At 64.1% G+C, this 14,950-nt stretch carries 12 protein-coding genes; 3 read left to right on the forward strand and 9 right to left on the reverse strand.

The annotated features are described in order from the left end of the window. Positions 1-810: 810 nt before the first annotated feature. Positions 811-1,086: a hypothetical protein gene (locus AC1VWL_RS02045; RefSeq protein ID WP_482985551.1), complete on the reverse strand. Its 276-nt coding sequence runs from the start codon at positions 1,084-1,086 to the stop codon at positions 811-813. A gap of 557 nt (positions 1,087-1,643) precedes the next feature. On the opposite strand from AC1VWL_RS02045, the gene AC1VWL_RS02050 reads away from it, so the two are divergent. Next, positions 1,644-2,702, forward strand: coding sequence for an integron integrase (locus AC1VWL_RS02050; protein ID WP_481533138.1), 1,059 nt, complete (start codon positions 1,644-1,646; stop codon positions 2,700-2,702). Here AC1VWL_RS02050 and AC1VWL_RS02055 read toward each other — a convergent pair. Together AC1VWL_RS02055 and ilvD are read right to left on the reverse strand one after the other, a co-directional pair. Then, on the reverse strand, positions 2,690-3,295 hold the full coding sequence (locus tag AC1VWL_RS02055) for a hypothetical protein (protein ID WP_481533137.1): 606 nt from the start codon (positions 3,293-3,295) through the stop codon (positions 2,690-2,692). The two genes, AC1VWL_RS02050 and AC1VWL_RS02055, sit on opposite strands and share 13 nt — an antisense overlap. 30 nt (positions 3,296-3,325) lie before the next feature. Next, complete coding sequence (ilvD, locus tag AC1VWL_RS02060; protein WP_482985552.1) at positions 3,326-5,164, reverse strand: dihydroxy-acid dehydratase; 1,839 nt, start codon at positions 5,162-5,164, stop codon at positions 3,326-3,328. A gap of 538 nt (positions 5,165-5,702) precedes the next feature. Between ilvD and AC1VWL_RS02065 the strand changes: the two genes are divergently transcribed. Together AC1VWL_RS02065 and AC1VWL_RS02070 are read left to right on the forward strand one after the other, a co-directional pair. After that, a complete protein-coding gene (locus AC1VWL_RS02065; RefSeq protein ID WP_482985553.1) occupies positions 5,703-6,269 on the forward strand; it encodes a DUF1190 domain-containing protein in 567 nt (188 codons plus the stop codon). Between the two features lie 4 nt (positions 6,270-6,273). After that, positions 6,274-7,461, forward strand: a complete 1,188-nt coding sequence (locus AC1VWL_RS02070) for a glutathionylspermidine synthase family protein (protein WP_482985554.1) — start codon at positions 6,274-6,276, stop codon at positions 7,459-7,461. Positions 7,462-7,743: 282 nt separating this feature from the next. Here the strand turns inward: AC1VWL_RS02070 and AC1VWL_RS02075 are convergent, their stop codons facing one another. The 6 genes from AC1VWL_RS02075 to AC1VWL_RS02100 form a co-directional block, all read right to left on the reverse strand. Continuing rightward, positions 7,744-9,042 (reverse strand): DUF58 domain-containing protein, encoded by a 1,299-nt coding sequence (locus tag AC1VWL_RS02075; RefSeq protein WP_481533135.1) that lies wholly within the window; start codon positions 9,040-9,042, stop codon positions 7,744-7,746. A 340-nt stretch (positions 9,043-9,382) separates the two neighbouring features. Then, positions 9,383-10,408 (reverse strand): AAA family ATPase, encoded by a 1,026-nt coding sequence (locus AC1VWL_RS02080; RefSeq protein WP_481533134.1) that lies wholly within the window; start codon positions 10,406-10,408, stop codon positions 9,383-9,385. Then, positions 10,405-11,553: a DUF4350 domain-containing protein gene (locus tag AC1VWL_RS02085; protein ID WP_482985555.1), complete on the reverse strand. Its 1,149-nt coding sequence runs from the start codon at positions 11,551-11,553 to the stop codon at positions 10,405-10,407. Before AC1VWL_RS02085 ends, AC1VWL_RS02080 begins: the two co-directional genes overlap by 4 nt. Next, on the reverse strand, positions 11,550-13,136 hold the full coding sequence (locus tag AC1VWL_RS02090; protein WP_482985556.1) for a DUF4129 domain-containing protein: 1,587 nt from the start codon (positions 13,134-13,136) through the stop codon (positions 11,550-11,552). The genes AC1VWL_RS02085 and AC1VWL_RS02090 overlap by 4 nt, the downstream gene beginning before the upstream one ends. Next, positions 13,126-14,118, reverse strand: coding sequence for a stage II sporulation protein M (locus AC1VWL_RS02095; protein ID WP_481533131.1), 993 nt, complete (start codon positions 14,116-14,118; stop codon positions 13,126-13,128). Before AC1VWL_RS02095 ends, AC1VWL_RS02090 begins: the two co-directional genes overlap by 11 nt. Continuing rightward, entirely contained in the window at positions 14,115-14,810 is a 696-nt protein-coding gene (locus tag AC1VWL_RS02100; RefSeq protein ID WP_482985557.1) for an RDD family protein, read from the reverse strand. Before AC1VWL_RS02100 ends, AC1VWL_RS02095 begins: the two co-directional genes overlap by 4 nt. Between the last annotated feature and the right edge of the window lie 140 nt (positions 14,811-14,950).

A 14,950-nucleotide genomic window follows, 5' to 3' on the forward strand; every position in this document is an offset into this window, starting at 1 on the left:
GGTAGCCTTGAAATGATCGGTATAGCGGTAGGTGCTTCTGGGGCCAGGGCGGGGCATTGGGATACTCCTGATCGTTAGGTCAGGGTGTCCACTAAAGCGAAGGAGCTACCGCGTCGGCTTGAATGAACTGTTAGGCGGCTGTGGCCAACTACCGCCCCCGGCCAATGCTACCTCGCTTGTGCCACCCAACGCGAACCGATCATGCCACAGCTCGCGGGATGGAGCTTGCCCGGGAAACCTTGCCGAGCTTTGCCGCCGAAGTACGATGAAATGATTGCGGCAGAGCAGTGAAGCGTAAGGTGAAGTGGCGGGCTTGCCGCTGCCAGAAACAGTTGGAACTGTTATCCGGAGCCGACCGGTGATTTGCCGATGCTGCCGCCGAAAGAAGAAGGGCCAGCCAACCCAGCACACCGCCGCCTAACTCTGGAATTAAGCCGCGCCGCGAGGCGGCGTCGGCTTGAATGAACTGTTAGGCGGCTGTGGCGACTGGTGGAACCCCTGCCCAAAGCTGCCCTGCTTGTGCAACCCAACGCGAGCCGATCATGCCACAGCTTGCGGGATGGAGCTTGCCCGGGAAACCTTGCCGAGCGTTGCCGCCGAGGTGCGAAGAAATGATTGCGGTGAGGCAGTGAAGCGTAAGGCGAAGTGGCTGGCTTGCCGCTGCCAGGAACAATTGGAACTGTTACCCGGAGCCGACCGGTAACTTGCCGATGTTGCTGCCGAAACGAGAAGGGCCAGCCAACCCAACACACCGCCGCCTAACTCCGGAATTAAGCCGCGCCGCGAAGCGGCGTCGGCTTGAATGAACTGTTAGGCATCGGCGGTAGACTCAAAGTACTGGTCGAACGCCAAAACCGCCGCCTCAATCGTTGATGAAGTCCCGAACCGGTGATGTGGGTCTTGCTCAATTAGCAGCTCCAAGAATTGTGCTTCCATTGATGCCGTGGCGCCAACCGGTGCGCCCGCGTGGAAGTAGTCTTTGCTTTGAACGGTGAACCCAATGCCGATGACCTCAAAGACGCGATAAAGAACTGCGCCGCTTTGTACACGACGCCAGATTGGTATGTAGCGATACAAATGGGTCATATGGGCTGGCGTTGAGTTGGTCTGTTGTCTCGCGGGAACGTGCATACGATGCCTAACTCTGGAATTAAGCCGCGCCGCGAGGCGGCGTCGGCTTGAATGAACTGTTAGGCGGCTGTGGCGACTGGTGGAACCCCTGCCCAAAGCTGCCCTGCTTGTGCAACCCAACGCGAGCCGATCATGCCACAGCTTGCGGGATGGAGCTTGCCCGGGAAACCTTGCCGAGCGTTGCCGCCGAGGTGCGAAGAAATGATTGCGGTGAGGCAGTGAAGCGTAAGGCGAAGTGGCTGGCTTGCCGCTGCCAGGAACAATTGGAACTGTTACCCGGAGCCGACCGGTAACTTGCCGATGTTGCTGCCGAAACGAGAAGGGCCAGCCAACCCAACACACCGCCGCCTAACTCGTATTGGACCGCCTAACAGCGGTGTAGCGCAGAGTATCCTTGTTTTCTTGCCGCTTTCAAACTGAGAAATTCCCACGTTGAATCATGGATTTAGCCGATAGGGGCAACCAAAGCTGCACTGCATGCTTCCCAGAAACTACCGCTTGGGAGCGGCCATATGCGTTACGACCCTGTTCCAAGCGGTGTAACACCGGCGCAGCCGCCGCGATTGCTGGATAGCGTTAGGGCACAGATTCGTTTGCGGCACTACAGCATCCGTACCGAGCAGGCCTATTTGGGGTGGATCAGGCGGTTCATTCTGGCCAACGGAAAGCGCCATCCCCGCGAGATGGGCGGTGATGAAGTTGCGGCATTCCTCAGCCGGCTGGCGACGGAAGACAAGGTGGCGCCAGCCACCCAGAACCAGGCGTTGGCGGCGTTGCTGTTCCTCTATCGCGAGGTGCTGCGGATGGAACTGCCATGGTTGCAGGACGTTGTGCGTGCGAAGCGCCCCAAACGTTTGCCCGTCGTTCTGCCCGTGGAGGATGTTGCCCGGCTGTTGTCGGCAATCCCGGAAGGTGTCACTGCACTGATGGCGCGCCTGCTGTATGGCACCGGCATGCGACTGATGGAATGCCTTCGCTTGCGGATCAAGGATGTGGACTTCGCGCGCAGTGAGATCTGCGTGCGTGCCGGCAAGGGCAACAAGGATAGGCGTGTTCCGCTGCCCGTGTCGCTGCGTGATCGTTTGCTGCAGCAGCGCGAGCAGGTGTTGTTTCAGCATCAATGCGATCTTGCTGCAGGCGTGGGGCGGGTCCATCTGCCGAATGCCTTGGCAAGGAAGTTCCCATCAGCTGACGTACAACCGGGCTGGCAATACCTGTTCCCTTCGCACAGGATGTCCCGCGACCCACGCACGGGGCGGCGTGGCCGCCATCATCTCAGTGAGGAAGTGCTGCAGCGGGCGATCAAGCAGGCGCGCTTGCAGGTGGCAATCCTGCAGCCGGCCAGCTGCCATACCCTGCGGCACTGTTTTGCCACCCATCTGCTGGACGCGGGCTGCGACATCCGTACCTTGCAGGAGCTGCTGGGCCATAAGGACATCGCCACGACACAGATCTACACGCATGTACTGGGGCGCGGTGCCGGTGCCGTGCTCAGTCCCTTGGATCGGCTGCCGGTGCCGGCTTTGTCGGTGCTGGAAAGCACCCGTGGGCTTGACGATCAGCGCGTGTGAACCGGGCGGAAGCGTGCAACACCGTACTGGTCGCATTCGAATGCGTAGTGGTCGGGGTCAACCACGGTTGCGATGTGTTCGCGGGCCTGGGCCTGATCGCGGCGCCCGCAGGCAATGGTGGTGAACGTCAACGGCGCGAGCATTTCGATCCTTGCCGGGCCATGCATGCCTTCGCAATGGCCGTTGAGCGCTATCCATAGCTGGCCGCCGCGCTCACTCAGCGCAAAGCCGCCGTTGTCGAGGGCAAGGTGCTCGCCGGTGTAGAGCAGCACTTCGGGTTCGTCCTTGCTGGCGAATCTGATCTGCATGCCGGTGATGTCGTTCCAGTGCGTCACTGCGCCTGGGCCGCTGCTGAAAGCCGGGCAGTCATGCACACGAAGGTGCAGCGCATCGGGCGGAAGATCGTCTTCGTCCAGCACGATGCCGTCGGGGTCGATACGCTCGGCGTGGATGTCGAAGTCCCACAGCAGTGCGGGAAGGTGGGCATCCACATAAGCCCCCAGCTCGGCAGTCGTCACCCGATACGGGTGGCCATTCCACAAGCAGCTGGCGGTGGCAGGCAGCGGGGGCGGGCAGGGGGTGGCCGTGTTCATGGCCACATTCTGCCGCGCCCGCTTGCACGGTCAAGCGTCCAGCAGCGCCTTGTCGCGCACGGCGCCCTTGTCGGCGCTGGTGGCGAGCAGGGCATAGGCCTTCAGTGCGGTGCTTACCTTGCGTGGGCGTGCCTCGGCCGGCTTCCAGCCCTTGGCATCCTGTTCGCTGCGGCGGCGTGCGAGTTCGGCATCGTCCACCAGCAGGTTGATGCCACGCTGCGGGATGTCGATCAGGATGCGGTCGCCGTCACGCACCAGGCCGATGGTGCCGCCACCTGCGGCTTCGGGCGAGCAGTGGCCGATGCTCAGGCCGGAGGTGCCGCCGGAGAAGCGGCCGTCGGTGAGCAGCGCACAGGCTTTGCCCAGGCCCTTGGATTTCAGGTAGCTGGTCGGATACAGCATTTCCTGCATGCCGGGACCGCCCTTCGGGCCTTCGTAGCGGATCACCACCACGTCGCCGGCCTGTACCTCGTTGCCGAGGATGCCCTTGACCGCTGCGTCCTGGCTTTCATACACGCGGGCATTGCCTTCGAACACGTGGATGGATTCATCCACGCCTGCGGTTTTCACCACGCAGCCGTCGGCGGCGAGATTGCCGTACAGCACGGCCAGGCCGCCTTCGCTGGAGAACGCATGGCCCACATCGCGAATGCAGCCATCGGCACGGTCCAGATCCAGCGAGGGCCAGCGCGTGGACTGGCTGAAAGCCACCTGGGTGGGGATCCCGGCCGGGCCAGCCTTGTAGAACTGGTGCACAGCTTCGTCCCGGGTCTGGGTGACATCCCATTGCGCGATCGCATCGCCGAGCGTGCGGCTATGCACGGTGGAGGCACCGGTATGCAGCAGGCCGCCACGCGCCAACTCGCCGAGGATGGCCATGATGCCGCCAGCGCGGTGCACGTCTTCGATGTGGTACTTCTGCGTGTTCGGCGCCACTTTGCACAGCTGCGGAACACGTCGCGACAGGCGATCGATATCGCGCTGGTCGAAGGCCACTTCGGCCTCCTGTGCGGCGGCCAGCAGGTGCAGGATGGTATTGGTGGAACCGCCCATGGCGATGTCCAGCGTCATCGCATTTTCAAACGCTTCGAAGGTGGCGATGCCGCGCGGCAATACGTTGGCTTCCTCGCCGCCGTACCAGCGATGGCAGAGCTCGACGATCAGTCGACCGGCGCGCTTGAACAGCGCCTCGCGGTCGCTGTGCGTGGCCACCACGGTGCCGTTGCCAGGCAACGACAGGCCCAGTGCTTCGGTCAGGCAGTTCATCGAATTGGCGGTGAACATGCCCGAGCAGGAACCACAGGTTGGGCAGGCACTGCGTTCGATCGCGGCCACCTGCTCGTCGCTGACCTTGTCATCGCCGGCAGCAACCATCGCGTCGATCAGGTCGAGTTTGTGGTCGGCCAGCTTGGTCTTGCCGGCTTCCATCGGGCCGCCGGAAACGAACACCGCGGGAATGTTCAGGCGCAGTGCGGCCATCAACATGCCGGGGGTGATCTTGTCGCAGTTGGAGATGCACACCAGCGCATCGGCGCAGTGGGCATTGGCCATGTATTCGACCGAGTCGGCGATGATCTCGCGGCTGGGCAGCGAGTACAGCATGCCGTCATGGCCCATCGCGATGCCGTCGTCCACGGCGATGGTGTTGAATTCCTTGGCCACGCCGCCGGCTGCTTCGATCTCGCGCGCCACGAGCTGGCCAAGGTCCTTCAGGTGCACGTGGCCGGGCACGAACTGGGTGAAGGAATTGACCACCGCGACGATGGGTTTGTGGAAGTCGCCATCGGTCATGCCGGTGGCACGCCACAGGGCGCGGGCGCCGGCCATGTTGCGGCCGGCGGTGGAGGTTTTAGAGCGGTATTCGGGCATTGGGGCGAGCTGAAACGGGCTGGCAGAAGTGCAGTGCGATTGATTCTGCATCAAGTTCCCGGTTGCAGCTGCAACCATTGGTTTGCGGTGGTTGTGGGGTGGAGTGGGGCGGTTGAGTGGCAGGTCGATTGGCGGCTGGTGGGGCTGGTGGGAAGAGCGGGGGCAGGCGACCCCAAGGCCAAAGCTAAAGTCCAACCCTCAAAGGCACCCCTCCCCACCCCTCCCCGGCGCTGCGCGCAAGGGAGGGGGTAAAGGCGGCTCGCTCGCGGCCTGAACGAGCGCAGCAAACAGCCCCCTCCCTTGCGCGCAGCGCAGGGGAGGGTTGGGGAGGGGTGCCTTTGGTTTTGGCTCTTCCAACACACCACCACCATCGCCAACGCGCTGAATAGCGAAGCAAACAGAAAAAAGCCCAAACCCCAGCCACTCCAAGCCTTTCCAAGCATCAGCTGAAATCTGATTCAGTTTCAGGAGTTTTCTGGTTTCCGCCTTGAAGCCTGCATCGGGCATTATTGGGGATCAAATTGACGGGGAACCGACCATGAAGCGATCCAAGGCCACCGCACTGGTGCTGATGAGCGCCGTGCCGCTGCTGCTGACCGCCTGCCAGAAGGAAGAAACGGTGCAGGTGCAGGAAGGGCTGTACACCTCGGTGGAAGCCTGCAGCGAAGCCACCGGCAATCCGTCCAGCTGCCGCGAGGCGTTTGCCACCGCGCAGCAGCAGTCGGCCGATGCCGCGCCCAAGTACGCCAGCAAGGAAGAGTGCGCCAAGGAGTATCCGGCCGAGCAGTGCGTACAGCAGCAGACGAGCGCCGGCACCTCGTTCATCGGCCCGATGATGATGGGCTTCTTCATGTCGCAGATGCTCAACGGCAGCCGTGGCGCCGTGGCCGCACCGCCGGCATCGCAGCCTGCCTTCAAGGACAACGCCAATGGTTGGGCCAAGCCGGCCGCACCGGGCGGCACCGGTGGTTTGAACACTGGTAGCGGCATCGGCGCTGGCAAGGCCGGCCTGGCTCCGGTCAACGCCACCCCGAACCGCGCCGTCACCGCCAGCCGTGGTGGTTTTGGTGCGCGTAGCGGCGGCCGCAGCAGCGTCGGCGGTTGATGCAGTGAAGCGCGTTGCAATTGCCGAACGCGGCAACTGGAAGGCCCGTGCTGCGGAGGCGGGCTTCCGCTTCCACACCATCGACGGTGCACCGTATTGGGATGAAAGCGCGTACTACGCGTTCACCCTGCGCCAGATCGAGAACGACATCGAAGATCCCAGCGCCGAGCTGCATGCGATGGCGATGGATCTGGTCGGTGAGGTGGTGGGCAGCGATGCGCTGATGGCGCAGCTGGCCATCCCCGAGGCATTCCGCGACTGGATCGCCGAAAGCTGGCGCCGCCGTGATCCGCATCTATACGGTCGTCTGGATTTCGCCTACGACGGCAACGGGCCAGCCAAGCTGTACGAACTGAACTACGACACGCCGACCTCGCTGTACGAAGCATCGTTCTTCCAATGGCAGTGGCTGGAAGACCAACGTAACCGTGGCGCATTGCCGCAGCAGGCCGATCAGTTCAACTCCATCCACGAGACCCTGGTGGAGCGCTTCGCCGAGTTGACCTCGCGGCTGCCGCCGCCGCTGTATTTCAGCGCGGTGGGGGAGTCAGAGGAAGACCAGGGCACGGTCGCCTATCTGCGCGATTGCGCGGCACAGGCCGGGCTGCATGCAGCGGCGCTTGCCATCGAGGATATCGGCTTGTCGGCCGACGGCCGTTTCACTGATCTGGATGATGTGGTGATCGGCAGCCTGTTCAAGCTGTATCCGCTGGAAGACCTGATGCGCGAGGAATTCGGCGCAGCCTTGCCACGGTCGGGCGTGCAGTTGCTGGAGCCGGCATGGAAGGCGGTGCTGAGCAACAAGGGCATCCTGCCATTGTTGTGGGAACGTCACCGCGGCCACCCGAATCTGCTGGAATCCTATTTCGACGATGGCAGTGCCTTGCCGGCCGGCTGGGTGCGCAAGCCGCTGCATTCGCGCGAGGGCGCCAATGTGGCGATGCACATGAGCGACGGTAGCTGGCAGGAGAGCGAAGGGCCGTACAACGGGCCGAGCATTCGTCAGGCGTTCCATGCGCTGCCGGTGTTTGACGGCAGCTACCCGTTGGTGGGTAGCTGGATCGTAGGCGACCGTGCCTGCGGCGTTGGCATCCGCGAAGACAACAGCCGCATCACCCGCGACAGCGCCCGTTTCCTGCCGCACGCCATCATTGATGATGCGCCGCAGGGCACGACCCGGATCTATCTGTAAGCGGTTGTTGTCTGAAATATCACTGTAGAGCCGAGCCATGCTCGGCTGAGGCTTTACCGGTGACGCCCCTTGCCGAGCATGGCTCGGCACTACATGACGCGGCTTGTGTAGGAGCGGCTTCAGCCGCGAAGCTTGCGCGACATCAGCAGCGGCAAAGCCAACCCCTCCCCAACCCTCCTCTTCGCTGCGCGAAAGGGAGGGAGCAAAGCTGTAGAGCCGAGCCATGCTCGGCACTACATGACCCGGCCTTTTTTGTGGGAGCGGCGTCAGCCGCGAAGCCGGTTACAGCAGGCCGTCGCGCTTTACTGCGAGGTAGCGTTCGACCAAGGCTGCAGGCAGTTCTTCAGCGGTGACGTCCAGCACCATCACTCTATGGCTACGCAGTGCTTCATGGGCATCGCTGCGCTGCTGCAGGTAAGCGGCAATTGCACCGGCTTGTATCGCCTCGGGAACAGTTTCCACATCGCGTGCCAAGGCCTGGTCCAGTTCGCGCTCGCGCAGGCTGGCTACGCAGACCAGATGCCGCTTCTGCAGCAGGCGCACGGCGGCCAACAGGTCTTCGATGTCTTCATCGCGGACGTTGGTGACCAGCATCACCAGGCTGCGCCGTGATTGCCGCAGCGACAATTCGGTGGCTGCGGCGAGATAGTCGGTAGCTACCGGCCTGGGCTGCAGGTCATAGCTGGCGCGCAACAGGCTGTCGATCGCGCCCATACCGCGCTTCGGTGCGACCCAGCGGCTGTCACCGCCGCTGGCGAACAAACCGACGCCATCGCCCTGGCGCAGCGCCAGATACGACACCACCAGCGAGGCGTTGAGCACGTGGTCGAAATGCGACAACCCGCCCTCGTCGGCCATCATCCGCCGGCCGGTGTCGATCAGCATCACCAGCTGCTGGTTCTTTTCGTCCTGGTATTCACGCGAGATCAGTTTGCGTGCACGTGACGTGGCCTTCCAGTCAATCTGGCGCAGGCTGTCGCCGACGCGGTACTCGCGCATCTGGTGAAAGTCGGTGCCTTCGCCACGACGGCGCTTCAGGTGCGCACCTACCAGTCGTGATGCCATCTCCGCGCTCAGCAGGGCGAAGCGGGTGAGTGGAGCGAAGTTGGGGTAAACACGCACGGTTTGCTCTGTGCCGACGGTGCGCTGTTGCCGCCATAGGCGCAGTGGTGAATGCAGGCGCAGGTGCACACCATCAAACACGAAGGTGCCGCGGTTGGCCGGGGTGAAACGGTAGCTGAAACGGGTTTCGCTGGCTTTGCCCAGTTTCAGGCTGCGTGGCAGGCCGTTGCTGTTCCAGCCATCCGGCAGCAGGTCGAATACGTCAACGCGCTGCTTGCCGTAGGAATCCAGCTGCAGCCAGGTTTCGCGTTCGACACCCAGGGCGAGGGAGTCAGGGAGTTCGCGCCGCACCTGCGGGCTGGGTTTGCGCCAGAGCAACGCGAGGTCGATCAGGGCAAGCAGGGCAATAGCCGCAGCACTGATGGTCCATGCCTGCATGGGCAGGTAGTGAAGGGCGACTGGCAGGCCTAGCAGGCCCCAGAGCACCAATAGGGTGATCAGTAGGGGAGCGGGTCTCACTGCGTGGCCTTGGTTGTTTGGAAATTTTGCGCTTGGCATGGACGAGCGAAAGCAAAAACCGAAGCACCCCTCCCCAACCCTCCCCTCCGCGCTGCGCGCGCAAGGGAGGGGGCAGGAGCTACGGCACCCCTCCCCAACCCTCCCCTCCGCGCTGCGCGCACAAGGAAGGGGGCAGGAGCTACGGCACCCATCCCCAGCCCTCCCCTTCGCGCTGCGCGCGCAAGGGAGGGGGCAGGAGCCAGAGCACCCCTCTCCAGCTCTCCCCTTTGCGCTGCGCGCGCAAGGGAGGGAGCTGAGGCAAGGGCCTCGTTTGGCATGCTGGCGCTTCTTGCCGCGTTGCTCACTTGCGCGGCGCCTCCACCTTGGCGAGCAGGGCGGTCAGGGCGTCGTCGGCGGATTGGCCTTCGATCTGCAGTTCCGGGGCCAGCGCGATGCGGTGGCGCAGTGCCGGCTTGGCGATCTCGCGCACGTCGTCCGGGGTGACGAAGTCACGACCGGAAAGTACTGCCTGTGCGCGGGCGGCACGAACCAGCGCGATGCTGCCGCGTGGGCCTGCGCCCAGGGCGATACCTGGCCACTTGCGGGTCGCCGCGACAATGCGCACGGCGTAATCGATTACCTGCGGGTCAACGGTGATCGCGGCAACTGCCTTCTGCAGTTCCACCACATCGGCGCCGCTGAGTACGCGCGGCACCTGGCTGAGGTTGAAGTCGCTGGCGGTGCGGCCGGTGGTGATGGCCTGCACCATCTGCTTCTCGTCTTCCAGCTGTGGGTAGTCGATCAGCACCTTCAGCAGGAAGCGGTCCAGCTGTGCTTCCGGCAGCGGATAGGTGCCTTCCTGCTCGACCGGGTTCTGCGTGGCCATGGTCAGGAACGGCGGGGTCAGCGAGAAGCCCTTGCCTTCGATGGTGACCTGGCCTTCCTGCATCACTTCCAGCAGCGCGGACTGGGTCTTGGCCGGGGCGCGGTTGATTTCGTCGGCCAGCAGCAGGTTGGTGAACACCGGGCCACGACGGATCTTGAAGCTCTCGGTCTTGGGGTCGTACACCGCGTGGCCGCTGACGTCGCTGGGCATCAGGTCGGGGGTGAACTGCACGCGTGCGTACTCCAGCTCCAGCGCCTGTGCCAGTGCGCGGACCAGTAGTGTCTTGCCCAGTCCGGGCACGCCTTCGATCAGTACGTGACCACCGGCCAGCAAGGCAATCAGGATCTGGTCGAGTACGTCGCTCTGGCCGATGAAGGCATGGCCTACCGCGTCGCGTATGCGCTCGACGCGTTCAATCAGGTCCGTGTTGACCGGCGCAGGAGCAGGCGTCGGCGCGGGTGCATCGCCGGGGAGGGCGGGCGGAGTGAGCTCGTCGGTCATAGCTGGTTTCTCATCTGGATGAGCAAGCGGATGCGGTCGCGCAGGGCCACGTCGTCCTGCGAAGGGGGAATCTGCAATGCGGTCTGCACACGGCCGATCGGCCACTGCAGGTGATCGGCGATGGCCTGTGCCTGGGCGTCGCCAGTCAGCGCGGCAGCCACCGGTGCGCGACGGCGCAGGCGGGTGAGGAAGGCCTGGCGCACGGCGTCGTACAACAGCGGTGACTTGCGGTAGCGGTGCAGGTGCTCGCCGCTGGCGCGCACATGCTCCAGCAGCGAGCGACGGTCTTCGCGCGGCGAGGGCAGCAGGGCGCCGAAGCGCTGGCAGCGCATCCACAGCCACGCCAGCAGCGCGAGCAGCAACGGCACCCATACCGGCCAACCACGCTGGAACAGCGTCTTCCACAGCGATGGCAGCTCCATCGCATAGATCAGGTGGGTGGTGCCCTTGCCGTAGTTGGGTGCCAGCACCAGGCGGGCCAGGTCGCGGTGCGGGATGTCGCGCAGGCCGGTGTCGCGTTCCCCGCTGCCATTGAGCAGGAAATCCATGTCGCCCAGCACATCCACCCGGCCCAGGCCGTAACGCAGGCGCGCATAGGCCAGCGTGCCATCGTCGTCTGCATCGGCCCAGCGGCGCTCGGCGCGGGCCTTCCCGGCGAGGGTGAAGCGGTTGCCGCTACAGAACTCGTTGTGGGATTCCTGGCCGGGGACCTGCCAGATCTGGCAACGCGCCGGGACTTCGCTGGTGACCACGCCAAGACGTTCCAGCAGGCCTTGTTCATCACCATCCAGGTCTTCGTCGGCATCGGGCGCCTGCAGTAGCAGGTGACCACCAAATTGCAGCCAGTCCAGCAGGCTCTCGACCTGCGCCGGCGTGAGCAGGCGCGGGTCATCAAGCATCAACACGGTATCGCCGGGCTGCAGCTGCATGGCTGGCAGGTCGAGCTGGCGCCGGGTTTCGGCCTTGCTGCCGTCGCGGATCAGGGCTTCGCGCAGCGCATACAGCGCGTTGTAGGTCGGTTCGCCATAAGCAGGCAGGGTGACTTCTTCGCTGACTTTCTCGTAATTGCGGACGAACCAGAACGCGACCAATGTGGCCAGCACCAGCAGCACGATCACCAGCGTATTGCGCACGGCGGCGTTCATGCCGGCCACCCGTACTGCTGGTGCAGTTCCTTGATCAGCACGTCGAATTCTTCATCGCTGGGCAGACGGCCGGCGTAAGCGGCGTACTGCCAGATGCGTACCATGCGTGCGAACAGGTTGCGATCTGCCTCCTGCGGCATCTTGCGTGATGCACGCAGGCATTGCGCTTCGGTGGCGCCCGGCGGCAACACGGTATTGCCGCGTTCGACCAGCACTTCCACCGAAGCACGGTACAGCAATGCCAGCGCGTGCCGTGGCTTGCCTTCGCGCCACAGCCGGCGCGCGCTGCCGAGGATGTCCGGCGGCAGCACTTCCGGCAGCTGCAGCGCTTCCTGCAACGCAGGCGCCTGCACGTCACGGCTGCGACGGCCATCGCCGCGGAACCACGGCAGCCACCAACGCGCTGTCAGGGCGAGCGCCACCAGCAGCACGCCAAGCAGGATCCACAGGATGCTCTCGCTGATCAGCGCGGCGAACTTGGCGATGGCACCGAGGATCGGGCCGGGATCGGGGTTGTCGCTGTCGTCGGTATCGGGCTTCTTGTCCGATGCCTTCCTTACCCAGCGGGTGACGCTGCGCTTGGCGCCAAGTTGCGGGTCTTCATAGGCACGTGCCGCAGCCTGGCGGAAGCCGGCGGTATCGGCGGGTGCAGCGCCAAACAGCTGCTGCGGCGTGGTCGCGGTAGCGGATTCCGTTCCCGCTTCGTCCGCGGTTTTGTGGTTGCCGAGGCTGCTGACGTCATGCGTATCTGCGCTGTCCTGCGCCCGTGCCTGCAGCGATGGCAATGCGAATACGGCCAGCAGCAACACCAGCATCGGCGCCAGCCCAGCCAGTCGTTCGCGCAGGCGACGGAAGGCGATCTCCACATCCCAGGCTTCCAGCTGGGTGCGACGGTTGAGGTAGAGGCCAAAGCCGGCGCCGCTGTAGAACGGGCTGATCATGGTCATCGCCAACCATGCTAGTAGGTTGAAACCTATCCACGCCCACGCGGGGGTGTCTTGGCCGATCAGTTCCCACGTTGCTCGCAGTGATTCGGACAGCAGCTCCACCGGTACGAACATGAAGATCAAGGCAACACCGGCAAATTGCAGCATGGCCTCAAAATGCCAGCACACCCAGGTGAGCAGGGTGGCGTGACCATAGGCGGCACCACCGAGTGCATGCCGGCGTCCGCGCCGCTGGCTGGCGTCGCCACCTTCCAGCAGATCGACCGGCATCAGCAGTGAGCGGGCAGGGCTGAGTCGACGCCAGCCGAGATAGGCGCCGACACCGCGCCATCCCCAGTTCCACTGCGCACGCAGGGTCTGGCCGGTAGTGGGCTCGGCACCAAACGCGCCGCGCGAAATCACATACAGCGGGATGCGCTCGAACGCGGGCTTGAGCCACCACAGGATGAAACTGGACACCCAGAAGTTGTCCAGCCACCAGCCAAGCAGGTTGAGCAGCGCAAACACCGGCAGTGTCAGCAGTACCCAGGGCTTCCAGATTGCGGCGGCATGGCGGCGGACCAGGGCGGTGCCCAGTTCCATCGCCTCCCATTGCGAACGCGCACGCAGAGCGACATCAAGCTGGTCAATCCGCATGGTCACCTCCACGCCCGCCGCGCCACAGCCACAACAGCACGGCCGTCCACAGCACGGCAGACACGCTGAGCTTGCCCCACATCGGCACCCATGCGATCGATGACCAGAACGCCTCGATGAAAGCAGCCACCAGCAGCATGAAGGCCACGCCCAGGCACAGCCGTGCGCCAATCACGCCGCCTTCGATCAGTGCATCGATGCGGCGTTTGCGGCCTGGTGCCACCAGGCGCAGGCCAAGCTGCAGGCCGGCACCACCGGCAATGACGATGGCGGTCAGCTCGAATGGCGCGTGCCCGACCACAAAGCGCCAAAACGGATCGCCCGAGCCTATCTGCTGCAGGTGCCCGGCCACCGCACCAATGGTGATGCCGTTGAACAGCAGCACCAGGATGGTGCCGATACCGGCCAGCAAGCCGCTTGCAAACGTGCGCAGGCCGATGCTGATGTTGTTCATGATGTAGTGGCCGAACATCGCCCAGTCGGTGCCGCTGTCGCGGCCCAGGTTGTCGGCCGCGGGGTCATACATCTTTTCAATGTGTGCGAGTTCGCGTGGATCCATCAGCATGTGGATCAGCTCAGGCTTGTATTGCAGCAGCACGAAGATGCCGACCAGCGGAATCGCGAACAGCGCGCACGCCACCCACATCGCGCCTGCCTGGCTGCGTACGGTGCTTGGGAAATCGGCGAACAGGAATTCAAGCGCACGCTGCCAGCGCGGTGCCGGTGTGCGATACAGCAGGTTGTGGCCGCGCTGCATCAGCTGCTGCAGTTGTTCCACCAGCTGCGGGCTGTAGCCACGGCGGCGCGCCAAGGCCAGCTGCTGGCATAGGCGGCGGTAGCGCTGTGGGATGGTTTCATCGCCCAGCACGTCGGGGTCGATGCTGGGCCGCTGCTTCCGCGTGCGTTCGCCACGGCGTTGCAGCCAGTCCTCGAACTGCTGCCATTCGTGCTGATAGCGGGTGACAAACTGTTCCTGTCTCATCGCCGCCCCAGCAACCAGTTGGCCATTGCATACAAACGCACTACGCCAGCCTGGCCGCGATCCTGGCTCAGCCCACTGGCGATGTCGGCCAGCTCACGTTGACGGCCTGGTGAAAGTGCCGGCGCGCGGTCGGCGAAGGCGATCAAGGCAGCCTGTTCGCTGGGCTGCAAGGGCAGCGGTGGTGCCAGTGCGGTATCGATGCGTGCTGGCGGCGTGGCCGGACGTGGCACGGTATGGATTACCAGCGAGCCGGCGACCAGATCGCCCAGGCGCCGGCCATGCGCGTCAAACAGGCAGGTGACCAGGCCCAGCGCGTAACCAAATGGCAGCGCGTCGACAGTGCGCAGCAGGTTGCGCACGATCGCCGCCATCCAGCCCAAAGGTGCGCCGTCGCGGGCGACCACGCGCAGGCCCAACACCTTCTTGCCCAAGGTGCGGCCGAACCACACCTCCAGCACGATCGGGTAGGCCCAGAACATCAGGAACATCAGCCCGAGATAAAGACCGCTACCGAACTCGCCCAGCGCGACCAGCAATGGGCTCATCACCATCAGCACGCCAAAGCGCACGCACAGGTCGATCAGCCAGGCCAGGGCACGCGGCACCGGACCGGCAGCGGGCAACTGCAAGGGCACGCCCTCGGGTGTGATGACCTCGCGATAGGTGTCCAGCATCGGCCGCGCTGCGCTCATTGCCTTGGCTCCAGCACCTGCTGGTGGTCCTGCATGCGGCGGATGGAAGCCCGGAGTCCAGCCCGGACGGATGCCTGTGGCATTCGTGTCTCTGCTACGTCCCTATCAGAATGCTGACTTTAGCTGGCGGCAGCAGGAAA

This window comes from Stenotrophomonas sp. STEN063 (assembly GCF_056854515.1).

Coding starts and splice junctions, on each gene's coding strand:
- AC1VWL_RS02045 (WP_482985551.1), bottom strand. CDS start 1,086: ATGACCCATTTGTATCGCTACATACCAATCTGGCGTCGTGTACAAAGC.
- AC1VWL_RS02050 (WP_481533138.1), top strand. CDS start 1,644: ATGCGTTACGACCCTGTTCCAAGCGGTGTAACACCGGCGCAGCCGCCG.
- AC1VWL_RS02055 (WP_481533137.1), bottom strand. CDS start 3,295: ATGAACACGGCCACCCCCTGCCCGCCCCCGCTGCCTGCCACCGCCAGC.
- ilvD (WP_482985552.1), bottom strand. CDS start 5,164: ATGCCCGAATACCGCTCTAAAACCTCCACCGCCGGCCGCAACATGGCC.
- AC1VWL_RS02065 (WP_482985553.1), top strand. CDS start 5,703: ATGAAGCGATCCAAGGCCACCGCACTGGTGCTGATGAGCGCCGTGCCG.
- AC1VWL_RS02080 (WP_481533134.1), bottom strand. CDS start 10,408: ATGACCGACGAGCTCACTCCGCCCGCCCTCCCCGGCGATGCACCCGCG.
- AC1VWL_RS02085 (WP_482985555.1), bottom strand. CDS start 11,553: ATGAACGCCGCCGTGCGCAATACGCTGGTGATCGTGCTGCTGGTGCTG.
- AC1VWL_RS02090 (WP_482985556.1), bottom strand. CDS start 13,136: ATGCGGATTGACCAGCTTGATGTCGCTCTGCGTGCGCGTTCGCAATGG.
- AC1VWL_RS02095 (WP_481533131.1), bottom strand. CDS start 14,118: ATGAGACAGGAACAGTTTGTCACCCGCTATCAGCACGAATGGCAGCAG.
- AC1VWL_RS02100 (WP_482985557.1), bottom strand. CDS start 14,810: ATGAGCGCAGCGCGGCCGATGCTGGACACCTATCGCGAGGTCATCACA.